This window comes from Dyadobacter arcticus, from assembly GCF_011762185.1.
GTDB lineage: Bacteria > Bacteroidota > Bacteroidia > Cytophagales > Spirosomataceae > Dyadobacter > Dyadobacter arcticus.
In genome coordinates, this window is record NZ_JAASQJ010000001.1 from 125,696 (window position 1) to 147,950 (window position 22,255).

General features: G+C 42.5%; 22 protein-coding genes. 14 read left to right on the forward strand and 8 right to left on the reverse strand.

The annotated features are described in order from the left end of the window. Nucleotides 1–2: 2 nt before the first annotated feature. The 4 genes from FHS68_RS00515 (at nt 3) to msrC (ending at nt 4,790) form a co-directional block, all read left to right on the forward strand. Nucleotides 3–1,574, forward strand: a complete 1,572-nt coding sequence (locus FHS68_RS00515; protein WP_167266123.1) for a hydroxymethylglutaryl-CoA lyase-like TIM-barrel protein — start codon at nt 3–5, stop codon at nt 1,572–1,574. Between the two features lie 30 nt (nt 1,575–1,604). Next, nucleotides 1,605–2,675: a 3-isopropylmalate dehydrogenase gene (gene leuB / locus FHS68_RS00520; protein ID WP_167266126.1), complete on the forward strand. Its 1,071-nt coding sequence runs from the start codon at nt 1,605–1,607 to the stop codon at nt 2,673–2,675. Between the two features lie 199 nt (nt 2,676–2,874). Next, a complete protein-coding gene (locus FHS68_RS00525) occupies nt 2,875–4,029 on the forward strand; it encodes a 2-isopropylmalate synthase (RefSeq protein WP_167266127.1) in 1,155 nt (384 codons plus the stop codon). Between the two features lie 275 nt (nt 4,030–4,304). Continuing rightward, nucleotides 4,305–4,790: a free L-methionine (R)-S-oxide reductase MsrC gene (gene msrC, locus FHS68_RS00530; protein WP_167266130.1), complete on the forward strand. Its 486-nt coding sequence runs from the start codon at nt 4,305–4,307 to the stop codon at nt 4,788–4,790. 75 nt (nt 4,791–4,865) lie between these two features. Here msrC and FHS68_RS00535 read toward each other — a convergent pair whose 3' ends face one another. Continuing rightward, entirely contained in the window at nt 4,866–5,162 is a 297-nt protein-coding gene (locus FHS68_RS00535; RefSeq protein WP_167266132.1) for a muconolactone Delta-isomerase family protein, read from the reverse strand. 273 nt (nt 5,163–5,435) lie between these two features. Here FHS68_RS00535 and FHS68_RS00540 point away from each other — a divergent pair, with 273 nt between their 5' ends. The 6 genes from FHS68_RS00540 (at nt 5,436) to FHS68_RS00565 (ending at nt 11,282) form a co-directional block, all read left to right on the forward strand. Beyond that, the gene (locus FHS68_RS00540) at nt 5,436–6,005 is read left to right on the forward strand and encodes an RNA polymerase sigma factor (protein WP_167266134.1); all 570 of its coding nucleotides are present in this window, start codon (nt 5,436–5,438) and stop codon (nt 6,003–6,005) included. Further along, entirely contained in the window at nt 5,974–7,431 is a 1,458-nt protein-coding gene (locus FHS68_RS00545; RefSeq protein ID WP_229211727.1) for a hypothetical protein, read from the forward strand. Before FHS68_RS00540 ends, FHS68_RS00545 begins: the two co-directional genes overlap by 32 nt. 77 nt (nt 7,432–7,508) lie before the next feature. After that, nucleotides 7,509–8,738 carry a serpin family protein gene (locus FHS68_RS00550; RefSeq protein ID WP_167266136.1) on the forward strand — a complete coding sequence of 410 codons (1,230 nt, stop codon included), beginning with the start codon at nt 7,509–7,511 and terminating at the stop codon, nt 8,736–8,738. Nucleotides 8,739–9,048: 310 nt separating this feature from the next. After that, the gene (locus FHS68_RS00555; protein WP_229211728.1) at nt 9,049–10,230 is read left to right on the forward strand and encodes an LVIVD repeat-containing protein; all 1,182 of its coding nucleotides are present in this window, start codon (nt 9,049–9,051) and stop codon (nt 10,228–10,230) included. Nucleotide 10,231: 1 nt separating this feature from the next. Further along, on the forward strand, nt 10,232–10,810 hold the full coding sequence (locus FHS68_RS00560; protein WP_167266141.1) for a hypothetical protein: 579 nt from the start codon (nt 10,232–10,234) through the stop codon (nt 10,808–10,810). Between the two features lie 4 nt (nt 10,811–10,814). Next, nucleotides 10,815–11,282, forward strand: a complete 468-nt coding sequence (locus tag FHS68_RS00565) for an META domain-containing protein (protein WP_229211729.1) — start codon at nt 10,815–10,817, stop codon at nt 11,280–11,282. Here FHS68_RS00565 and FHS68_RS00570 read toward each other — a convergent pair. Then, nucleotides 11,266–12,429, reverse strand: coding sequence for a glycosyltransferase family protein (locus tag FHS68_RS00570; protein WP_167266143.1), 1,164 nt, complete (start codon nt 12,427–12,429; stop codon nt 11,266–11,268). The genes FHS68_RS00565 and FHS68_RS00570 overlap by 17 nt on opposite strands. 1 nt (nt 12,430) lies before the next feature. Next, entirely contained in the window at nt 12,431–13,297 is an 867-nt protein-coding gene (locus FHS68_RS00575; protein ID WP_167266145.1) for a UDP-2,3-diacylglucosamine diphosphatase, read from the reverse strand. Nucleotides 13,298–13,736: 439 nt separating this feature from the next. Here FHS68_RS00575 and FHS68_RS00580 point away from each other — a divergent pair, with 439 nt between their 5' ends. The 3 genes from FHS68_RS00580 to FHS68_RS00590 are packed head-to-tail and all read left to right on the forward strand — an operon-like array spanning nt 13,737 to nt 17,014. Continuing rightward, entirely contained in the window at nt 13,737–14,600 is an 864-nt protein-coding gene (locus FHS68_RS00580) for an SPFH domain-containing protein (RefSeq protein ID WP_167266148.1), read from the forward strand. Nucleotide 14,601: 1 nt separating this feature from the next. Next, nucleotides 14,602–14,787 (forward strand): type II toxin-antitoxin system antitoxin, encoded by a 186-nt coding sequence (locus tag FHS68_RS00585; RefSeq protein ID WP_167266149.1) that lies wholly within the window; start codon nt 14,602–14,604, stop codon nt 14,785–14,787. A gap of 46 nt (nt 14,788–14,833) precedes the next feature. After that, nucleotides 14,834–17,014 carry a S9 family peptidase gene (locus FHS68_RS00590; protein ID WP_167266153.1) on the forward strand — a complete coding sequence of 727 codons (2,181 nt, stop codon included), beginning with the start codon at nt 14,834–14,836 and terminating at the stop codon, nt 17,012–17,014. A gap of 50 nt (nt 17,015–17,064) precedes the next feature. On the opposite strand, the gene FHS68_RS00595 is transcribed toward FHS68_RS00590, so the two are convergent. The 5 genes from FHS68_RS00595 to FHS68_RS00615 form a co-directional block, all read right to left on the reverse strand. After that, a complete protein-coding gene (locus FHS68_RS00595) occupies nt 17,065–18,591 on the reverse strand; it encodes a M28 family peptidase (RefSeq protein WP_167266155.1) in 1,527 nt (508 codons plus the stop codon). Nucleotides 18,592–18,622: 31 nt separating this feature from the next. After that, nucleotides 18,623–19,030, reverse strand: coding sequence for a type II toxin-antitoxin system VapC family toxin (locus FHS68_RS00600; RefSeq protein ID WP_167266158.1), 408 nt, complete (start codon nt 19,028–19,030; stop codon nt 18,623–18,625). Between the two features lie 3 nt (nt 19,031–19,033). Further along, nucleotides 19,034–19,270 carry a hypothetical protein gene (locus FHS68_RS00605; RefSeq protein WP_167266161.1) on the reverse strand — a complete coding sequence of 79 codons (237 nt, stop codon included), beginning with the start codon at nt 19,268–19,270 and terminating at the stop codon, nt 19,034–19,036. 40 nt (nt 19,271–19,310) lie between these two features. Next, nucleotides 19,311–20,291, reverse strand: a complete 981-nt coding sequence (hemB, locus tag FHS68_RS00610) for a porphobilinogen synthase (protein WP_208408119.1) — start codon at nt 20,289–20,291, stop codon at nt 19,311–19,313. A gap of 65 nt (nt 20,292–20,356) precedes the next feature. Beyond that, entirely contained in the window at nt 20,357–21,043 is a 687-nt protein-coding gene (locus tag FHS68_RS00615; RefSeq protein WP_167266162.1) for a response regulator transcription factor, read from the reverse strand. Nucleotides 21,044–21,212: 169 nt separating this feature from the next. On the opposite strand from FHS68_RS00615, the gene FHS68_RS00620 reads away from it, so the two are divergent. Continuing rightward, a complete protein-coding gene (locus FHS68_RS00620; RefSeq protein ID WP_167266165.1) occupies nt 21,213–22,226 on the forward strand; it encodes an alpha/beta hydrolase in 1,014 nt (337 codons plus the stop codon). Nucleotides 22,227–22,255: the final 29 nt, after the last annotated feature.

Here is a 22,255-nt window from a genome sequence, read left to right on the forward strand (position 1 = left end):
TCATGAAAAGTCGCTATATTGAAATAATGGATACAACCCTTCGTGATGGTGAACAAACCAGCGGAGTGTCGTTTTCTGCCTCGGAAAAATTAACCATTGCCCAGATATTACTTCAGGAAGTCAAAGTTGACCGCATTGAAATTGCCTCCGCCAGAGTTTCGGAAGGAGAATTTCAGGCAGTTAAACAAATCACCACATGGGCTAAAACCAATGGTTTTCTTGATAAAATAGAAGTATTAACCTTTGTCGATGGCGACGCGTCCATTAACTGGATGTTGCAATCTGGTGCAAGGGTGATGAATTTGCTGACAAAAGGCTCCTTAAACCACCTTACCCATCAATTAAAAAAATCTCCAAAGGAGCATTTCGAAGATATCAGAAATGTTATTGAACTAGCTGAGTCGAATGGAATCGATTGCAATGTTTACCTGGAAGATTGGAGTAATGGTATGCGAAGCTCTCAGGATTTTGTCTTTGAGTCGCTGGATTTCCTGGTAACCCAACCGATTAAGCGCATACTTTTGCCGGATACATTGGGTATACTTACCCCGTCGGAATCCTACACATTTGTAAAGGCCATCGTTGACCGTTACCCAAACCATCATTTTGAGTTTCACGCACATAACGACTATGATCTAAGTGTGGCCAATGTCATGGAAGCGCTTCGGGCAGGAGCTCACGGCCTTCACCTTACCGTAAATGGAATGGGTGAAAGGACTGGTAATGCGCCCCTGGCCAGTACAATAGCTGTTTTGAATGATCTGATACCCGAATATAAAACATCCGTTAATGAAAGGTCGCTCTACACCGTCAGCAAGCTGGTCGAGACATTTTCAGGCATCAGGATCCCTTCCAATAAACCTATTGTTGGCGAAAGCGTTTTCACGCAAACTGCCGGGATTCATGCTGATGGAGACAAAAAAAATAATCTGTATTTCAGTAAGTTAATGCCTGAAAGGTTTGGGCGGCAACGGTTATATGCTCTGGGTAAAACTTCCGGAAAAGCGAACATTGAAAATAATCTCAGGGACCTGGGGATTGCACTTACTGATGCCGATCTTAAGAAAGTCACTGAGAGAATTATTGAGTTAGGTGACCGGAAAGAATCTGTGACGCCTGAGGATCTTCCTTACATTATTTCGGATGTACTTGCTAGCAGCGCCATTGAGGAAAAGGTGGTGATTGTCAATTACGTACTCACGCATTCAAAAAACTTAAAGCCTTCCGCAACTTTACAAATCAAATTTGGAGACGAGGTTTTCGAGGAAAATGCGCAGGGCGATGGTCAGTATGATGCGTTCATGAATGCATTAAAAAAGATCTACAGCAAAAAATGCATTAACCTTCCAATGCTGACAGATTATACCGTACGCATTCCGCCAGGAGGTAAAACTGATGCACTTTGCGAAACCATCATTACCTGGGAAATCAATGGCAAAGACGTCAAAACCAGGGGCTTGGATTCGGATCAGACTGTTTCTGCAATTATGGCTACCCAAAAAATGCTGAATTTGATAGGCATCCCAAATCAGCAGGAGCTTACTCCTGAAATCACCCTATTGAGTGCCGTTTAAATTTTACTGATTACCAACCAAAAACATTTAATGAAGAAAAATATCCTAATCGTTCCAGGTGATGGAATCGGACAAGAAGTAACTGAGGTTGGAAAGAATGTGTTGATTAAAATTGCGGAAAAATTCGGACATGAATTTAGTTATGACGACGCGCTGATGGGCCATGTTGCTATTGAGGCGACAGGTAATCCGCTGCCTGATGAAACGCTTACAAAGATGCGTGCATCCGATGCCATACTTTTCGGAGCAGTTGGTCATCCTAAATATGATAACGATCCAACCGCAAAAGTCCGTCCGGAACAAGGGCTGCTTAGGATGCGTAAAGAGTTGGGTCTTTATGCCAATCTACGTCCGATTAAGCTTTTCGATGAATTGCTGGGAGCGTCATCAATTAAACCAGAAATATTGAAAGGATCAGATATCTTGTTTTTCCGGGAATTAACCGGCGACATTTATTTTGGGGAAAAAGGCCGCAAAAACGATAATAACACGGCATACGACATCGCGGAGTATAGCAGATATGAAGTGGAGAGAATTGGGCGGAAAGCATTTGAAGCCGCGAGAACCAGAAGTAAAAAACTGTGTTCCGTTGACAAGGCTAATGTTTTGGAAACGAGCAGATTATGGCGCGAAGTCATTCAGGCGCTCGCTCCTGAATATCCGGATATTCAGGTTGAGCATCAATTTGTTGATTCTGCTGCGATGATGTTGATCAAAGATCCACGCCGTTTTGATGTCGTCGTGACTGCTAATTTGTTCGGGGATATCCTTACCGATGAAGCGAGCCAGATCGCCGGATCGATGGGAATGCTTGCTTCAGCTTCAATTGGTGACAGTACAGGAGTTTATGAGCCAATACATGGTTCGGCTCACGATATTACAGGAAAAGGGATCGCTAATCCGCTCGCATCAGTGCTCTCCGCAGCATTACTTCTAGATATATCATTTGGCCTTAAGGAAGAATCGGATGCGATCATTGCGGCAGTGGATAAATTGTTGAAAGATGGTTTCAGGACCAGAGATATCGCCGATTCTACGACAGCGGCTGACAAGTTGTTGAACACCGAGACTGCTGGTATTGAACTATTAAAAAGAATTTAAATTCCGGAAGTTTGGCCAAATAATATTTGTTGCAGGCAAAACATATGCTTTCTTTTAAATCTTCTCATTCTAACACTTCCGTAAGAACGGGAAAGGTTATATTTTGATTCTGCCTGAACCCTTTCCTTCGCTTGGGAAGGGTTTTATATTGTCTGAAAATTGTTAAATTAGAGTTCTATTAAATTTTTAATTCCAATCAATGAGTAATCGAGTCCAGATCTTCGACACAACTTTACGAGACGGCGAGCAAGTACCAGGCAGCCAATTAACCACGGACGAAAAGATTGTTGTAGCCAGACAGCTCGAAAAACTAGGAGTAGATATCATCGAAGCTGGATTTCCGGTATCAAGTCCGGGCGATTTCAGATCAGTTGTTGAAATTTCGAAAGCAGTACGCGAACCGATTATTTGTGCACTATCCCGCGCAGTTCAGGGAGATATCGATGCTGCCGCCAATGCATTGGAATATGCGCAGCGAGGTAGGATCCACACGGGGATAGGTTCCTCTGATATTCACATTCAGCATAAATTCAATACGACGCGGGAGAAGATCATTGAGAGAGCAATCGCAGCTACAAAATACGCCAAATCAAAAGTCGAGGATGTGGAATTTTATTGTGAAGATGCAGGTAGGGCAGACCTTGATTTTTTATCACAATTGGTTGAGGCTGTGATCGCTGCGGGCGCAACGGTTGTGAATATTCCGGATACTACGGGTTACTGCCTTCCCGACGAATACGGTTCCAAGATTAAATACATTTTCGAACACGTATCTAACATTCATAAGGCGACAATTTCCATACACTGCCATAACGATCTTGGGCTAGCTACTGCTAACACAATAGCGGGAGTTAATCAGGGTGCCCGTCAGGTTGAAGTAACTATTAATGGCATTGGCGAACGCGCCGGGAATACTTCCCTGGAAGAGGTGGTGATGGCGTTAAACGTCCACAAGGAACTGGGCCTGGAAACAGGCATTAACACGCAGTATATCTACCCAACCAGCCAGCTTGTTTCAAAAATGATGCGAATGCCTGTTCAGGCAAATAAGGCTATTGTCGGCCGTAATGCCTTTGCACATTCATCGGGCATTCACCAGGACGGCTTCCTTAAAAATACACTTAATTACGAAATCATGAACCCGCACGATGTGGGCGTGGATAAGTCAGATATCGTTCTTACGGCAAGAAGCGGACGTCATGCCTTAAAACATAGGTTTGAATTGCTTGGATTTAGTTTTGATAAATCAGCACTTGACGAACTGTATACGAGGTTCCTGGAGGTAGCTGATTTAAAAAAGGAAGTGAATGACGCAGACCTTGTTGATCTGGCGAGAACCGCCATTCCTGTCTAATTAGAATATCGTTAGAATTGGTTAACCCATTGAATCTGAATTTGATGTTTTAAAGATTTTTTTGTACCATTACATATTCAATAACATCCATCAGATTGCAAAAAGCCCTCGGTGATTCTGACTAAGGGCTTTTTTCTTGCCCAAAAGATTCACGTCTTATTAAACTTTCTTATTCTTCCTGATAAAAATAAGTCACCAGAACACATATTCATCTTGCTTTGGTGGTAACTATTGGTCCCTTAATCCTGTTCCTAAATATATAAAATGAAAAAAGGATGGCCGAAGAATTAATAATTCCCACAGAGACCAATCGGAAAACGGTTTACGAAGCATTATTTCCCCAGCTACAGTCGCTGGTTGAAACCGAAAGCGATTTGATTGCTAACCTGGCAAATACTGCTGCGGCTCTCAAAGAAGCATTTGGCTTTTTTTGGGTGGGATTTTACACTGTTAAAGAAGGTCAACTCGTACTTGGTCCATTTCAGGGACCTATTGCCTGCACACGAATTGCTTTTAATAAAGGTGTTTGCGGTGCCAGTTACACACAAAGAAAAACCATCGTTGTTCCGGATGTGGAATTATTTCCAGGACATATTGCCTGCAATTCCGCATCAAAATCAGAAATTGTAGTTCCGTTGTTTTATAGGAATGGTACTGTTGCAATGGTACTTGACGTGGATAGTGATGAGCTTAATGATTTTACGGATGTTGATGTGAGCGGGCTGGGAAATATAGTCAAACTCATCGAGAGGAAACTATAATTCATAGTTGTTATAAAATAAAAAACCCTCATTACTCAGAAAGTAGTGGGGTTTTTTTTATTCACCTGCTATATATCAGTTTAACGAAAACATCGGAAGCCTGAGCGCCACCACATTATTGAACATTAATTTTGAAATTTTAGGATCCATATAGTCGATTAGAGGGAACTCTGAAACAAGTGTCATTACTTCAAATTCACTTTCTGCCCTCACGACACACCATAATCTGGAATAATCGTCCGACAAAGCGTAAGACATCAACTTGCCTTGCTCCATCATCTCATTGATCTTTTTTCTCTGGGCAGGTATCCTTGCGGTGAACTCTTCCGACATAACTGCCGGAAGCTGAATTTCGACCATATATTGGCTCATCACGATAGAAATTAGTGTTACTAAAATACCTTTTACTTCATTTCAACAATTATAAAAGGATATGAATCAACGATTAGTTCCTGTTAGTGATATACTAAAAACGCAGAAACTCTTCCATTTTTTCCAACCAATTTGAAAATGAGCGTGTCGTACCCAGTACGGATTGGGGTACTCAACGTTTCAAGCCGGAATTCAGCAAAGCAGTATCACCTATCTTTGCGATAGTGGTGCTGACATTAATCATAAACCGAGCGAAGCACCCCTAAACTTCGGATGACCTTTAACGAACAGGAATTGGTGAGAGGCTGTAAACAGCGCAACCGCATCGCCCAAAAACAACTTTATGACGTTTTTGGGGGTAAGCTGTTCGCTATTTGCCTTCGTTACACCAAAAATCGGGCAGATGCCGAAGATGTATTGCAGGATGCGTTTATTAAAATCTACGAAAATATCGACTCATTCCGGGCAGATAGCCCTCTGGAATATTGGTTGCGCTCAGTTGTAGTGAATACAGCATTAAATCATCTGAGGCAGCAAAAACATTTAAAGGAGCTTGATGATATTGATATACATCATAATGGAATTGCAGATAAAGAATTTACACTTGGCAATTTTCAAATGCAGCAGTTATTGGAGCTGATCCGGGAATTGCCGCCTGGCTGTCAGACCATTTTCAACTTATATGCAATTGAGGGTTATCAGCATAATGAAATTGCAGAGAAATTAGGAATATCCGAAGGCACTTCGAAATCGCAATACTCACGGGCCCGAATGCTGCTTCAACAAAAATTAAACAAGGAAAAAAGATTTGATGATGGATCCGTCCGGAATAAACAATTTTGAAGATCAGTGGCGAAAGGCTTTGAATGAAGCTTCTGAACCACCTCCTCCGTCAGTATGGCAGGGTATAGAAGCACGTCTGGAAGAAGATAGTGAAAGAGGTTTGGTACTTCCTCTTTGGTGGCAGTCGCGTAAGCTCTGGTATGCAGCTGCATCTATTGCAGCATTATTAATCGTCGGGGCAGGTGTTTGGTTTTCCGGATCTGATGTTAATGATCAGAAGATCAACACGATCGCAGCCAACGAGAGAGGTCTTCGTCTGAAAAATGATAAGCAGACATCTGATGCGGAAAAGAGCTCTGCCGTCTCACCTCAAAAAGAGGAGCGCCTTGCAGAAGGTAAGGTTCTGGAAAATGTCGGATTGGTGCCAAAGAATACCGATGAGGTCGCTACAAAAGGGCAAACTAACCCATTCAAAAATTCCAAAGAAGGCGTGTCAATCTTTGAAGGTGGCAAAAATTCGTTTAACAAAATAGATAATGATCCTGATAATCTGCCGTCTTCGGTAATCAGAGGTGAAGCTACCAGGTTGCAGCAGATCGAGTCGATGGAACAGACAATTACGGCAACGCTTTTGGCTTCACGGCCTTACAGTGAGCTCGATGTGCACGTTCAAAAAAGGTATGTGTTTTTCAAACCCGAAGTTGAATCTGAGAACCCGACAAAACTGACAGGTCACAAAGAATATTGGGCTGGTTTGGGTTTAATGCCTGCATCGTTCAATCCGGATCTGAAGGTGAAAGAAGCGCCGATTGGATTTGCCAATCAAACGGTTTCAGACAAAAAATCGGTTTCGGGATCGAGTGAAGCTGGCGCATCTTATGCCGTGCAGACTCAAGGTGGAATGCGCATATCAAAGCATTGGTCTGTCGAACTTGGAGTTAGTTATTTAAAAGGAAATTCTGATTACCAAGGAGGTGGATATCTATTGAATGCGAACAATAGCAAATCTGCCAATGTGTTAGAAAATGCACTGGCAGGATTGGCTCCATCATCGAGCCCTATTGCCACAGATAAAAATTACAATTTTGCTAATACCGGCTCAATTTATGTGGATGTGTCCAAAAAGGTGAGCAATAACTATCAGTTTTTGCAATTGCCAGTTCAGGCCGGATTTACGATTAATCCTGATAAGAAGCTCAGTTATTCCGTCTTAGGCGGGATGATGGCAAATTTCTTTTTAAGTAATGATCTGGAATCTGCTTCGGGAGAAATAATCACGACGACAGCGAGCGACGAGATATACAGAAGTATGAACTGGGCAGCTACGACTGGACTCCGGTTTAATTACAAATTGTCTGCCAAATGGAAAGCCAGCCTAACCGGCTCATATCAAAAGGCAATTTCCTCTGGTTTTAAATCCAATCAAAGCCTCGATACACATCCTTATTTGTATGGTGTTTCCTGGGGAGTCCGCTATTCTTTCTGATTAATAGCCGGATTGTTCCAACCATTGATATTCTTTTTGAATCTAGAAAAAGTGTAGCCATATTACATTTATTAGCCATGAAAATTTTCACACAATTAGCCAGTGTCCTTTTTTTTACAGTGTTGATACTTTTGGGATGTACTAATGAAAATCCCACTCCCTCGAATGAAATTAACCCAGTTGAAATACCTGCTGGAATAGCAGATAGAACAACGTCATTTGCTTTTAATTTTCTACACACTTTACAGCAAACCCAACCATCACAAGACAATCTTTTTGTTTCTCCGTTGAGTTTAAATATAGCATTGGGAATGTTGTTGAATGGAGCAGAAAAAGAAACCGCAGCTGAGATTTTGAAAACTCTTCAACTAGAAAGCATTTCAATATCTGATCTTAATAAAACTTACAATACACTTGTTAACGATTTACCCGTTGCCGATCCCAAAGTGAGTTTGGGTCTTGCAAATTCAATGTGGTATAAAAGCGGATTTGAGGTTGAAAAGGATTTCCAAAATATTCTTAAAACATCATTCAATTCTGACATAACAGGGTTACCATTTGACAATGCCGCCAAAGATAAAATCAACCGTTGGGCGAGTGACAAAACCAATGGAAAAATCAAGAAAGTGTTGGACGATATCGATCCAAACAAGGTAATGTTCCTATTGAATGCACTTTATTTTAAGGGGGATTGGAAAGCAAAATTTGACGCGAAAATGACTGTTGATGCACCATTCAATCTGGAGAAAGGTGGCAGCAAAACAGTGAAAATGATGAATGTTAAGTCGGTGTTCAGAGTGGCGAGTAATAATAAATATGACGCGGTACAACTTCCTTATTCCAATGGGCAATTTAGTATGACCTTACTAATACCGAAGGGAACGAACTCTATTGATCAGGTCTTGTCGAATTTCAGCGATGCCAGTTGGAAAGAGTTATCCAATGGAATGTATGAAAGAACAGTAAAAGTTGGTTTGCCTCGCTTCAAGCTGGATTATTCAATAAAACTTAATACAACCCTTGAAAGAATGGGGATTAAAAAAGTGTTTACGGATTCAGCAGAATTGGGCAAGATTAACAAGACGGCTAATCTGGTTGTAGATTTTGTAAAGCAAGACACGTATCTGGGAATAGACGAACAGGGAACTGAGGCAGCTGCGGTAACTTCGATTGGATTTGATGTAACATCTGTAAGCCCTGATGAGCCGAAGTTCGTATGTGACCGCCCATTTGGGTTGATAATTAGTGAAAGGACCTCAAATACAGTTCTCTTTATTGGAAGAATAAAAAATCCGGATAGTAAATAAATCATCTGTTAGCCATTAAAAACATTTAAGATAAAAAATGCCGGATTTCCGGCATTTTCGGGGTGCGTTATCGTCCGGAGGCTTTGCTTTCGGACGATTTTGTTTTGATTTACAACCAATTAAAAAGTTGCAGTGTCCATGTGTTTTTAAAGTCGTCAATGACTTTTACTCAACCCATAACTTCAAAAACATGAATCCTAAACTTTTACATTTAATTCTTTTTATAGCGGCAGTCACGCTATGGTCCTGCAACGATCAATGTAAAGAATCCCGTGTAGTGCGCCGGTTTAGCAACGTTACACATTCTCTGATGGAGCTGCGCACAAAGGTCAAGTCTGAATCTCCCCGCGGGTTGGAAAAGCCTGGAAAAATGTACGTTAAAGGCAATTACCTTTATGTCAATGAAATTAAAAAGGGAATTCACATTATCGATAATAGTAATCCCTCGTCTCCCAAATTTGTTTCCTTTATCAATATTCCAGGAAACGGCGATATCGCAGTCCGGGATAATGTTCTTTATGCGGATAGTTTTTCAGATCTCGTCGCAATCGATATCAGTAATCCGGCCGAAGCAAAGGAAATTGAAAGGGTAAAAAATGTTTTTAAAAATGGCCTTTTTGATGGCGGCTTATGGAATTTGAATGAATCAATCGGCTCGATAAATGATCAAAATGTAGAATACGTTACGGAAACAGTTACTGTTAATTGCGAAGAAAATGTATCCCCGAATTTTTGGTGGAGCGGAGGCTGGGCAATCGCCGATAGGGCATCTTTAAGTAATTCCAGCGGCTCAGCTGCCTCTCCACAATCATCTGGAAATTCCAATGGACAGGCCGGATCAATGTCCCGTTTCGCACTTCATCAACAATTTTTATACACAGTTAGCCAAAACCAGCTTCATTTATTTAATATCTCCAAACCATCCAAACCAGTAGATTTCGCTATGGTTGACATTGGTTGGGGAATTGAGACCATATTTCCTTACGAAAACAAATTGTTCATTGGATCGTCTACGGGAATGTTTATTTATGAAAATAGCGATCCTGCTCAACCAAAACAGCTCTCAACATTTCAGCATGGCCGCGCGTGTGACCCGGTCGTGGTGCATGAAGACATTGCGTATGTTACCCTACGTACAGGAAATGCCTGTGCAGGTTCGCAAAATCAATTGGATTTGGTGGATGTCAGCAATGCCTCATCTCCTCAATTGATCAAGAGCTATCAGATGGAAAATCCCCATGGATTGAGCCTTGATTTCCCAACATTGTATTTATGTGAAGGGGAGCATGGCTTAAAATTGTTTGATGTAAAGGACAAATTTGGAGTTGACAAACATCAACTGGCACATTTCAAGAATATGGATGCTTATGATGTGATATCGCTTGGCAAGACCTTATTGCTGATCGGAAAAGATGGGTTTTATCAATACGATTCTTCCAATCCGCTTGATCTGAAATTGATCAGCAAAATTCCCGTAGGGAAAGCCATCTGAGATGAAAACAACATTATACATCTTATTCACATTGCTTTTGCTGACATATAATGCAAACGCTCAAAATCCAAACACTAAAAAATATGTGAACCATACTGAGTTTGGTGGACTGTTTGGACGTGTAAAATACCTAAATCAATACAACGGCAACCAGGAGCAAGTTGACAATAAGCTCAACTTGACAGTTCAGACTTTTAACGGAATCCAGATCAACAAACGATTGATAACTGGTGTTACCGTTGGTATGGATTGGTATCGGGCCGCATTGCTCAATCCAATTGCAGCAGGATTGCGTTACGACCTTACCAGGAAAGGCAATGTGAAGGTTTTCGGCACATTGGATGCGGGCTACGCCTTTGCCTGGTTTCATGACGATGCCGAGGGCTACGATACCCGGGGCGGCGTTATGGTAAATCCAGGTTTAGGACTAAGAATCGGAAAAGATGCGGGTTTCACATTGGCCTTAACTTATAAAAGACAGGAAGCTCAGGTCGACAAACCACCCTTTTCGGATCAAACGGAGCGTTCTGAACAGAGGGTCTATAATCGTTTGGCAATGAGGTTGGGAATAAGCTTTTGATGCTATGAAGAAAGTCTGTTATTATACTTTCATTTTATTCGTAGGATGCTTTGCATTTCAATGCACCAATGAAGAGGCGGCCCGCCTCTGTTGCGGCCCGCCACCCTGCTCGGAGAAAAATACATTAACAGGTACCTGGCGTTTGACAGCATTTGAAAACATAACAACAGGTGCACTGGACGCAGATCCGGACCCGGATGGCAGAGGCGTCGTTTTTACTTTAAAGGACGATACAAGAGCGGGAACGATTGAGGGGCATACCGTTGCCAATCAGGTTTATGGCGCTTACACGTTGATATCCGGCTGTACAATCGAAATTAAAAGCTTTGGAGGCTCAAAGGTTGGTGAACCCAAATGGAGTGGCAAGGCTTGGCTGGCTTCATCCCAAGGTACCTATAGCGTTCAAGGAGAAACGCTGAAGATTACCTTCAAAAATGCTTTGGAAAGTATGGTATTTAAGAAATCGAAGTAAGGTCCTTTTGATCAGTCTTAACGCTCTCAGGATTTGTGACCGAACGACTGTTGAGATTATACTTTCGACCTAAATCATCAATTTCATTAATAAAAATGAACCGCCCGTGTTTATACCAGGACCTAAATTTCTCGGACTGATCAACATGCCTGGGCAGATAATCCAACAAAACGGAGAGGTCGAACGATTTGGAAGTAATGCCTGCTCCTGAAATTACCCCATCGATGGCATTGCATTCCTGTTCAAAATGATTTGGAACGGGAACCATCATAACCGGCTTCCCAAGATACATTGCCTCACAAACTGACTCAAAACCAGCGGTTGTGACCAAAGCCTCGCAACCAGCAAGCATTTCCAGATACTTTCGGCCATTGATCCGGTGGAACGTCAGGGTTTCATCAAATATAAATTCCTCAGAAGCGTCCGGATTATCCCAAAAGCAATGGATAGGGGTTTCAGGATTCGCCAGGTGCCAATGTATAATTTGATGACTCAGACTGTGATGCGTCATGTAAACCAGAAAGTAGTTTCCTTTCTTGGGAACAAGATTTACAACTTCCTGACGTAAAAGCGGCGGGACAACGCTTACTCCAAATTTCTCTTCATTTTGAATTTCCCGGAAGGACAATGCCAGTCGCTTTGCCGAGAGCCATGATGTAGACCTGGAATTTAGGTTGATCAGTAATTGATTAAATCGGCTTTTTTCCGGAAAAACGAATTTGGGATGCAGTAAGAGATACTGGTGTGCAACACACACCATCGGAATTTTTGACCTGTACATCACATTATACAAGCCTCCGTATGTTTCGTAAAAACTGATGATAAGATCAGGCTTAATTTGCTCAATGCACTGGTGAATGTGACGCAGGCTTCGCAGGTATTTAGGTAAATTGGATATATGGGTAAAGACTGTTTTTTGCAGGTTCATCCCGCCATTTTGCGCATTGTAGATAATGTTAGGCGCATCAATTTGAATGACGGGTGCCAAAATTTGTTCCTCAAAAAATGCGGGAATTATCCGTCCGGGCGAAGATCCTACCATCGAAGCCACAATATCATGACCTGCCGATCGTAAAATTTGCCCCAGCGAGATAGCTTGGGTAAGATGCCCGCGGCCTTCTCCCTGTACCATAAATAGAATTCGCATATTACAGGTAGCGTTGGTTTCTCCCGGTCGGAAAGCCGGTAAATGCAACTTGCTTGTCAATTACAGGGAAGCCTTCCACTTGCGTGGTGGCTTTGGCCTGTTTAAGGGATTTTTTGCCAAAAGCCTGCTGATCGTAATAAAGAAGACTCCAGTTTCCATCGAAATCTTCCACCAGCGCACTTAATGTTTCCACCCAATCTCCTGAATTCATGTAAACAACACCGTCGATTTCACGGATTGCCGGATGATGGATATGTCCGCAAATAACACCGTCGCAATTGCGGGATTTAGCTAGTTCAGTCAGCTTTTCTTCAAAATCCGTCATATAATTGACTGCCATTTTTACTGACTGCTTGATTTTTTGAGAAAGGGAATAATAGGATAGGCCCCTCCATTCGCGGTATTTATTATAAAATTTATTGACCCATAAAAGGAATGTATAACCCATATCACCCAAATAAGCCAACCATTTCAAATGCGTTGTTATTGAATCAAAAACATCTCCATGAGTTACATAGAATCGCCGGGAGCCAGAGTTGAGAATGTAGTCTTTGCGGATTTGAAAGTGCTTTCCAAGGCGAAGCGGGATGATCTGATCCAAAAAATCGTCGTGATTACCTCTGATATAAATCACTTTCGTTTTGTTCTCTTCAATCATTTTAAGAACCCGCTTGAAAAACATTGTATGCTTGCGCTTCCAAACTCCATACTTTTTCAGCTGCCAGGCGTCGATAATGTCGCCATTCAGAATAAGCTTTTTGCAAGAGTAACTTTTGAGAAAACTGGTTACCTCCTCTGCCTTGGAACCCCCGGCCCCTAAATGCAGATCAGAGATGATAATGGTGCGAAAGTGAGTTGTATCTCCCATGTTACAAATTTTCTCATTTCTTATTACCTGGATGTTATTCGCAGATTATCAATAGGTTAAGATTTGTCTAAAAACTAGTTCTACTAAAATTTATGCTCTTTGTTGCATGGTAACTATGAGTTAATAAAGAAAAATGAAGACATGATTTATATTTGCTTAAATCAAGCAATCAAATGATGAGAATTTTTATCCTATTCATGTGTGCTCGGTAGGTGAAGTAACTATGCCTGGGATGTAGACGGTACACAACGAGTTGAGGCAGGAGATGGCTATTGGAAGGCCATTGACGTCCCAATCAATTTTCAGTTGAACTGATAAAACCACTTATCCTGTCCCAAAGCCAGTCACTGGTTTTGGGATTTTTTTTGTCTAATTTTTCTTTGAATGTGATTTTGATTTAATAATATTGTAATATCATTTTACTATCACAATCCAAACTATGAATGAAAAAGAATTACGTTCGATCTCAGGCTATTTACTCTTTGCAATCGGCCTGATTATGCTATTTGGTGGCGTCATTTATGTCGTAAGAACAGGTAACCTACTGGAAGGCGTTTTGATTTCCGTTATCGGTTTTGTCCTGTTGATCGGGCTAACCGTTATCAATCCCAATGAAGCGGTTGTGACCACTTTCTTTGGGGATTACATGGGTACGATGAAGCAAAGGGGTTTACGCTGGGTTAACCCATTGTTTCGCAGAAAAAAGATAAGTCTTCGTGCCCGTAACTTGAACGGACAAAAATTGAAGGTTAACGACAAGCTTGGTAACCCTATCGAAATCGCTACTGTCGTCGTGTGGCGGGTTGGTGATACCGCAAAGTCGTCGTTTGAAGTAGATGATTACGTGAGATATGTAGAAATCCAGTCGGAAGCGGCGGTAAGGCATTTGGCTGGAATCTATGCTTACGATACCATGGAGGATGAAGATCTGAAAATTCAGGAAGTTACATTGAGGGACGGCAGCGGAAAAATCAACGAAATGCTGGAAGGCGAATTAACCGAACGCCTAAGCCGAGCGGGAATTGACGTTCTGGAAGCAAGAATAAGCCATTTGGCCTATGCGCCTGAAATCGCAGGCGCAATGCTTCAGAGACAGCAAGCATCGGCTGTGGTTGCTGCCCGCCGTCAGATCGTGAATGGTGCAGTTGGGATGGTGGAAATGGCATTGGCCATGTTGTCTGAAAAAGGAATTGTTAATCTGGACGAAGAACGCAAAGCTGCGATGGTGAGTAACTTGCTGGTGGTGCTATGTGGTGAAAAAGCGGCCACACCAATTTTGAACGCAGGTACCTTATATCCTTGATATGGCGGAGAAGAAAGCATTTGTTTTACGCATTAATCCTGATGTGCTCAAGGAACTGGAAGCCTGGGCACAGCAGGATTTTCGCAGTTTAAACGGTCAGATCGAATATCTACTCGGCGAAGCACTGAAAAAGCAGAAACGTCAAAAGTCTAGTGGCGAAGGACGGGTAGATGAGAAGAATAATTAAGGCGTTAAATTTGCCTAACCATAATTGTTGTACCAATTTTTATTTCATGAAGCATATTAAGGGGATTTTGTTTTTTACTTTTTTTTCCGTCCGGCTTTTTGCCCAAATACCAAATAACTTTCAATGGCTGCCCGACGGGAGCGGCTATCGGGATGTTGTGGAAAATGAGATTGTTGAAGTTGCATTACCTGCTAACCAGCCGAACGTACTTATTTCAAAAGCCCAGCTTACTCCTTCCGGAGGCTCTCCACTTTCAATCAGGAGCTATACTTTGAGTAAAGCTGGGGATAAGGCTTTAATATACACCAATACAAAAAAAGTCTGGCGATTGGATACCCGCGGCGATTACTGGGTTTTTGACCTGACCTCCAAAACACTTCAAAAATTGGGAAAGGGTTTGCCGGAATCTTCATTAATGTTTGGGAAGTTTTCACCAGATGGGAAAAACGTAGGCTATGTGAGTAAGCACAATCTGTATGTTGAAGATTTACAAACAGGAGAAGTAAAATCGCTTACTAAGGACGGCACCGATCGCATTATTAACGGAACTTTCGACTGGGTTTATGAGGAAGAATTTCGCTGCCGCGACGGTTTCCGGTGGAGTGACGACAGTAAATTCATTGCGTATTGGCAGCTGGATGCGCGTAAAATCCGGAATTTCCTGATGATCAACACGACCGATTCCATTTACGCTTACACTGTTCCGGTTGAATATCCGAAGGTAGGTGAAACGCCTTCTCCCTACAAAATCGGTGTGGTAGACATTGCTAATGCGCAGACCAAATGGATGAATATTCCCGGCGACCCTCAGAATACTTACGTACCCAGAATGGAATGGTCGGGAATGCCTAGCGAATTGGTGATCCAGCAATTAAACAGAAAACAAAACGAGAGCACGCTTTTCTATATCAACACAACTGACGGGAGTGCCAAACCTTTTTATACAGAAAAAGATGCTGCCTGGATTGATATAAAGAGTCGCTGGGGAGGTGATCCAAGTGGCTGGGACTGGGTGAATAACGGGAAAGAATTTTTATGGGTCAGTGAAAAGGATGGCTGGCGACATACATATCGTGTGAGCCGTGACGGTAAAAAGGAAACTTTGGTTACTATTGGCAATTTCGATATGATCAGTCCGGTGCGCATCGATGAAAAGAATAATGCTTACTATTTCATGGCTTCTCCCGATAATGCTACTCAAAATTACCTTTACAAAATCTCATTAAACGGGAAAGGCAAAGCGGTAAGGGTTACCCCTGCTGATCAGCAAGGGTCGCATATTTACGACATTTCGCCGGAAGCAAAATTTGGCAAGCACAGATTTTCGAACGCTAAAACCGCGACTTTGACGGAGTGGGTCTCTTTTCCAAACCACATTTCCATTGACCCTAACAATTCCATTGCGCAATCAGCAAGTAAGATCAATTCTGTTAAGCTAGACATTGAATTCTTTAAAGTAAAAACCGCAGAAGGTGTTGAAGTGGATGCCTGGCTTGTTAAACCCACCAATTTTGATGCCTCGAAAAAGTATCCAATTGTTTTTACTGTTTACGGGGAACCAGCAGGAACTACCATAAAGGATACTTATGGAACAGGAACAAATAAGCTCTATAGCGGGAGTATGGCCGACGATGGCTACATCTATGCTTCTATGGATAACCGCGGAACGCCGTCGCCGAAAGGATCTGCATGGCGTAAAGCGATTCACAAGAATATTGGTGTGATTAACATCAGGGATTTGGATGGCGCTGCTGCCGAGATATTTAAGAAATATTCTTTTATAGATACCTCAAGAGTGGCTGTCCACGGATGGAGCGGCGGCGGTTCTTCCACATTGAACCTGCTATTCCAATATCCGCAGCATTTCAAAACAGGTATTGCGGTTGCTGCGGTTGCAAATCAATTGACTTACGATAACATTTATCAGGAGCGCTACATGGGCCTTCCTCAGGAAAACCGCGAAGATTTTGTGAAAGGATCGCCAATAACATATGCGAAAAACCTGCGCGGGAATTTGCTCTACATTCACGGAACGGGAGACGATAATGTGCATTACCAGAATGCCGAAATGCTTATCAATGAGCTGATTAAAGCCAATAAGGTGTTCCAGGTGATGCCTTATCCCAACAGGTCTCACGGAATCAATGAAGGAACCGGAACAGCGCAGCATATGCGAACTTTATTTACAGATTACCTGAAAAGGAATTGTCCTCCAGGAGGAAGGTAATCGTTTGATAAAAGCAAAAAACGCAGCCAAGCCAGCTGCGTTTTTTGCTTTTATTTTCCGTACAACTTCTTGGCGGCAGGTTCGTATTTATCGCCTGGTGACCATTGGGGCACAACCTTCCTATCTGCGATCAATCGCGTGGCATATGTAAACGCCTGACTGAATTTAAGCAGATAATTGAAGTTAACGGTTTCGGGATTATCAGAAACCTGGTGATAATTTTTCATGATATCACCATTAAATTCCTTGAAACCAGGGGTGAATGTGGGTGCCGGAATGCCTTCTTTGGCAAAACTTACATTATCTGACCGATCAAATAATCCTTGTTCTGGAGAAGGATCTGCAAAAACACCTAAGCCGAATGCTTTGCTGGCCGTTTCAATTTCGGCACGTGCGCCTGTCCTATCGAGCCCCATCACCGAAACAATGGTCGTATCATTATAGCCGGCACCGTCTGAATTCATATTAAAAATGCATTTATTCAAAGGCATTAAGGGATGCGAAGCATAATACTTGCCGCCTAGTAGTCCGACTTCTTCGCCAGTTAAGGCGACGATCAATACCGAGCGTTTAGGCGGGTTTTTAGAAAGAGCTTCCGCAGCAGTGAGCAGTGCAACGACTCCAAATGCATTGTCCCGGGCTCCATTGAAAATACTGTCTTCTGGCGTAAACGCTTGTCCGCCTTGCTTCCCGGTACCAATGTGATCATAGTGGGCAGTGAGCAGCACATATTCTTCTTTCAATTTAGGGTCGGTTCCCTCGATTAAACCAGCCACATTGTAACTGTTGATCGTCTGCGATTTACGTCCGGCAGTTTTGAAATCTACTTCTTTGACTGCCCTTAGCGCGCGAGCAAATTTGGCTTCCTTCCCATTAACCCAGGCGTGAGGAATAGAGCTGGATGCAGATTTGTCGCCTTCTCCCAGCGACATTTTTTCCCGATCAAAATTGCGTATTACTATATTCCAGGGAATTGGGGCATTGAACAGCTCAATGACTCCAATAGCGCCTTTATCAGCTGCAATTTTCCGTTTTTCAATTGAGGTCGTTATGATTTCGGATGGGGTTTGTGTCTCAAGTGTACCGCTTTCAACAAGCACAATTTTACCTTTTACGTCCAGTCCTTTATAATCATCCCAGCTTTTTGCGGCATTTTCGAGTCCAAAGCCCGCGTAAACAATGGGCGCTTTTAGATTCGTTTCTCCACCATTCATCAGGATCCAATCCTGCCCGCTTTTCATCACTTCTGTATCAGCTGTAATTTCACCAGCGCCCGACAGGCCCATTTTTTCAAAAGGGACATTCTGATAATAAGTGCCAGTACCTGATGCCGTATTTCCAGGAACGGAGGTCACGCCCAATTTGCGAAACTGCTCTGCAATGTATCTTGCCGCAACAGCATTCCCTTGCTCTCCAGTACGTCGTCCCAATAACTCGTCCGCAGCCAAAAAGCGCATGTGAGCCTCCGCCTCCGCCTTTTTTATCTGAAATTCAGGGAGAACTGGCGGTTTCTTTTGGGAGAATGAGGGTTGGGAAATTTTTAAAATTAGAAATAAAAGAAGTAACGGGGTTCTCATAATCTTGCGATAATTCTTTGGTAAAAGATTTTTATAAAATAATAATTTGAAGATCTGTATGCTTTTGGATACGCCTAAATTCAGATCTGTTATAGGTATAAAAAGTATCGCAATTCAATTCTTCTGCAATGGACGTATGAATGCAGTCATTGATATGTTTGAATCCGATAATTTCTGACAAGTGTAGCGCCCGGGATAAATGGCGTCGCTCGATTTGCGCAATATTTAAAGAGATCAGGAAGTCCAACTCTGATTTTATGACCTGATTTTCAACATTAAATCTTGCAAGCCCATAACCGACCTCATTGATAACTAAAGTGGATATAACGAAATGATTGTAGGTAATTGCCTCAAGAATCAGTTGATTAGACTGCCGGTTTTTTTCGGGATCTTGTATAACCACATAATTAAAAATCACATCTGAATCAAAATATATCATCGATCAAAGGTTTACTTCGTCGACAATTTGATTGAAATCACCCTGACCTGAAATTTTAACAGAGGGATGGCTTTTCCTGTGATCCAAAAACCTGGTGACTTCGGAAGTATTGATGTTCTTATCAATTACATCAATTTCCTCTACCACAATTTTTACATTTCGGTTAGAGAACATAGATTTCACTGACTCGATAAACTTAGAGCCAAGCTGAGCCGTATTGATTTTAAAAGTGTGTTGCATAGCCTTTTAGTTTTAAACAAATATAATAAATTCAGCAAAGTTACCCATTCAATATCATCGCCGCTTCCTTTGCAAAATACGTCAATATGCACTTGGCGCCGGCTCTGCGTATGCTTAGTAGTACTTCCATCATGGCGCGGTCGCCGTCCAGCCAGCCGTTTAGTGCGGCTGCTTTGATCATCGCATATTCACCCGAAACATTATAGGCCGCAATAGGAATCTCAAAGTTTTCATCCAAAAGACGGATAATATCTAGGTAGGATAACGCGGGCTTAACCATCAGCATATCAGCACCTTCTTCAAAATCCAGCTGTGCTTCGAGCAATGCTTCCCGCTTGTTTGCGGGGTTCATCTGGTAACTGTTCTTGTCTCCAAATTTAGGGGCAGATTGGAGTGCATCGCGGAACGGGCCGTAAAAAGCACTGGCATATTTGGCCGAATAAGACATGATGCTCACATCCGTGAAACCATGCGTATCCAAATGTTTTCGAATATATCCGACCCGACCATCCATCATATCGCTGGGCCCGAGGATATCAGCCCCTGCTTTGGCTTGTGCCAGCGACATATTTCCGAGAATTTCTAACGTAGCGTCGTTGAGGATCTTCCCATTTTCAACCAGGCCGTCATGTCCGTCTGAACTGTACGGGTCCATCGCAACATCTGTCATGATCACTAATTCCGGAAACTGCTCTTTGATCGCTGTGATTGCCTTTAGATAGAACGTGTTCTCATGATAACTTTCACTTGCAATCCGGTCTTTCTTGCTTTCGGGGTAATTGGGGAACAGGTCGATCGCAACAATGCCAAGATCAGTGACTTCTTTCAGTTCTTCAAGCAGATTATCCAGTGAAAAGCGGTAGATACCAGGCATTGATTTGACCTCAACCTTTTGATTTGCACCCTCCTGAATAAACATGGGATATATAAAATCAGAGACCCGAAGAGTGGTTTCCTGAACCATTTCCCGAATTCCGGCTGATTTTCTGTTACGTCGCGGGCGACGGGATAAGTTGATCATGAGACGAGGCTGTTATTTCAATATATTGGAAGAAAACCAGCCGGTTAAAACTGAAGTTCCTGTTTTTACCCGACCATTAGCTTAAAACCCTCTCCATGCAAATTCATAATCTGAATCGTTGGGTCCTCTCTCAGGTATTTGCGAAGCTTGGTAATGTAAACGTCCATACTGCGTGCATTGAAATAGGAGTCGTCGCCCCAAATGGTTTTAAGCGCAAAGCTTCGGCTAATCGGCTGGTTGAGATTTTGACAAAACAGTTTAAGCAATTCAGATTCCTTACTGGTTAACCTCGCCGATTTATCATTAGCTATAAGCTGCTGGTGACTGTAATCAAAAGTGAATTGGCCTACCTGAAACACCTTCGGCTCTTCCGGCGCATCGGGTTGCGTTTTGTAACGACGTAAGATTGCTTCAATGCGTAAAAGCAATTCTTCCCTGTCAAATGGCTTGGTAACATAATCATCCGCACCTACCCGAAATCCCTGCATTGTATCTTCTTTCATTGATTTAGCCGTCAAAAAAATGATAGGAACATCCCGTCCGCTCATCCTCACTTCTTTTGCGAGAGAGAACCCATCCTTCTTTGGCATCATCACATCAAAGATGCAGAGATCATATTTTTTGTCCACAAAACTCTGCCATCCCTTTTGGCCATCAGTAGCAAGGTCGGTAGGGAAGCCTTTATCTATTAAATATTCTTGTAACAGAGAACCAAGGTTGGCATCATCCTCAACAAGCAAAAGATTAGGCATTGGAGAGCGCTTTTAAATGAAGTTGCAAGATAGTAAATGTCAATCGGGGAGTAAGGAAACGGGGTAATAATGCTTCTGTCAGAACTTTCAGATTACACATTAATCTAACAAATAACTGCCTAAAACTACCGATCTTTCGACTCTCAAAAACCTTCTTAACTCATAAATAATGTTAAAATTTCTCTTTTGGGTCATTGCATTGATCGTCATTTTAGGCATCGCTTACTTCGTCGGGCCCAAAATACCTGAGGCGCGCCTGACGCCCGTTTTACCCACCATTACCTCGGATTTGCCAAAATTGGAAGAGGAAGTGATCAAATCTGAAAAGGCCATACCGCTGATAAAGCCTGATAATGAGGCACGTATCGTGTGGGCAGATAGTACCAAAAAGGAAAAGACAAAATATAGCGTGGTTTACATTCACGGCTATGGAGCCAGTTGGGCAGAGGGCGATCCGATTCATAAAGAGCTTGCGAAGAGGTATGGCGCCAACTTATACCTGTCGCGTATGCACGATGCCGGTATCAGCGATCCCGATGCTTTTAATGACCTAACCCCTGCCAATTTTCTGGCTGGCGCCAAACGCGCATTGGCAATTGGTAAGGCGATCGGCGATAGCGTGATCGTGATTGGTACCTCCGCCGGTGGACTTCTAACAGTGTATCTAGCCGCCACGCATCCGGAAATTAAAGGGGTTGTGCTTTATTCTCCCTGCATGGCAGTGGCTAACCCAGCCTTAAAATACATTACAAAACCTTGGGGCAGACAAATTTTAAAGCAGGTAATTGGTGAACACAACATATCAAAAGATGAGGACACAGAACAGGCTAAATACTGGCTGCAGGGTTATCATACCAACGGATTAATGACTTTGCAGCAAACGATAGACGCCGTTGCGAAGCCTGAGATTTTTGAACAAGTCAAAATGCCGATTTTCGTAGGGTATTATTACAAAAATGAAAAAGAGCAAGACCAGGTAGTGTCTGTCAAGGCTATTCAGAATATGTTCCAGAAACTAGGTACACCTGACGAAATGAAAGTTGAAAAAGCATTTCCCGAGAGCGGCGACCACGTGATTGGTTCACACCTTCGCTCCAAAGATGTAAAAAGCGTTTATGAAGCTACTGATGCATTTTTTCAAGATAAGCTACACATGAAACCAGCAGAAAAGAGTGTTTTATAGCACTGAAATGCTTTACTTTGCCGCCCTAA

What these genes read in the sequence shown, in the direction of transcription:
- FHS68_RS00515 (WP_167266123.1), top strand. Translation starts at nt 3, where the DNA reads ATGAAAAGTCGCTATATTGAAATAATGGATACAACCCTTCGTGATGGT.
- leuB (WP_167266126.1), top strand. Translation starts at nt 1,605, where the DNA reads ATGAAGAAAAATATCCTAATCGTTCCAGGTGATGGAATCGGACAAGAA.
- FHS68_RS00525 (WP_167266127.1), top strand. Translation starts at nt 2,875, where the DNA reads ATGAGTAATCGAGTCCAGATCTTCGACACAACTTTACGAGACGGCGAG.
- msrC (WP_167266130.1), top strand. Translation starts at nt 4,305, where the DNA reads ATGGCCGAAGAATTAATAATTCCCACAGAGACCAATCGGAAAACGGTT.
- FHS68_RS00535 (WP_167266132.1), bottom strand. Translation starts at nt 5,162, where the DNA reads ATGAGCCAATATATGGTCGAAATTCAGCTTCCGGCAGTTATGTCGGAA.
- FHS68_RS00540 (WP_167266134.1), top strand. Translation starts at nt 5,436, where the DNA reads ATGACCTTTAACGAACAGGAATTGGTGAGAGGCTGTAAACAGCGCAAC.
- FHS68_RS00545 (WP_229211727.1), top strand. Translation starts at nt 5,974, where the DNA reads ATGATGGATCCGTCCGGAATAAACAATTTTGAAGATCAGTGGCGAAAG.
- FHS68_RS00550 (WP_167266136.1), top strand. Translation starts at nt 7,509, where the DNA reads ATGAAAATTTTCACACAATTAGCCAGTGTCCTTTTTTTTACAGTGTTG.
- FHS68_RS00555 (WP_229211728.1), top strand. Translation starts at nt 9,049, where the DNA reads ATGGAGCTGCGCACAAAGGTCAAGTCTGAATCTCCCCGCGGGTTGGAA.
- FHS68_RS00560 (WP_167266141.1), top strand. Translation starts at nt 10,232, where the DNA reads ATGAAAACAACATTATACATCTTATTCACATTGCTTTTGCTGACATAT.
- FHS68_RS00565 (WP_229211729.1), top strand. Translation starts at nt 10,815, where the DNA reads ATGAAGAAAGTCTGTTATTATACTTTCATTTTATTCGTAGGATGCTTT.
- FHS68_RS00570 (WP_167266143.1), bottom strand. Translation starts at nt 12,429, where the DNA reads ATGCGAATTCTATTTATGGTACAGGGAGAAGGCCGCGGGCATCTTACC.
- FHS68_RS00575 (WP_167266145.1), bottom strand. Translation starts at nt 13,297, where the DNA reads ATGGGAGATACAACTCACTTTCGCACCATTATCATCTCTGATCTGCAT.
- FHS68_RS00580 (WP_167266148.1), top strand. Translation starts at nt 13,737, where the DNA reads ATGAATGAAAAAGAATTACGTTCGATCTCAGGCTATTTACTCTTTGCA.
- FHS68_RS00585 (WP_167266149.1), top strand. Translation starts at nt 14,602, where the DNA reads ATGGCGGAGAAGAAAGCATTTGTTTTACGCATTAATCCTGATGTGCTC.
- FHS68_RS00590 (WP_167266153.1), top strand. Translation starts at nt 14,834, where the DNA reads ATGAAGCATATTAAGGGGATTTTGTTTTTTACTTTTTTTTCCGTCCGG.
- FHS68_RS00595 (WP_167266155.1), bottom strand. Translation starts at nt 18,591, where the DNA reads ATGAGAACCCCGTTACTTCTTTTATTTCTAATTTTAAAAATTTCCCAA.
- FHS68_RS00600 (WP_167266158.1), bottom strand. Translation starts at nt 19,030, where the DNA reads ATGATATATTTTGATTCAGATGTGATTTTTAATTATGTGGTTATACAA.
- FHS68_RS00605 (WP_167266161.1), bottom strand. Translation starts at nt 19,270, where the DNA reads ATGCAACACACTTTTAAAATCAATACGGCTCAGCTTGGCTCTAAGTTT.
- hemB (WP_208408119.1), bottom strand. Translation starts at nt 20,291, where the DNA reads ATGATCAACTTATCCCGTCGCCCGCGACGTAACAGAAAATCAGCCGGA.
- FHS68_RS00615 (WP_167266162.1), bottom strand. Translation starts at nt 21,043, where the DNA reads ATGCCTAATCTTTTGCTTGTTGAGGATGATGCCAACCTTGGTTCTCTG.
- FHS68_RS00620 (WP_167266165.1), top strand. Translation starts at nt 21,213, where the DNA reads ATGTTAAAATTTCTCTTTTGGGTCATTGCATTGATCGTCATTTTAGGC.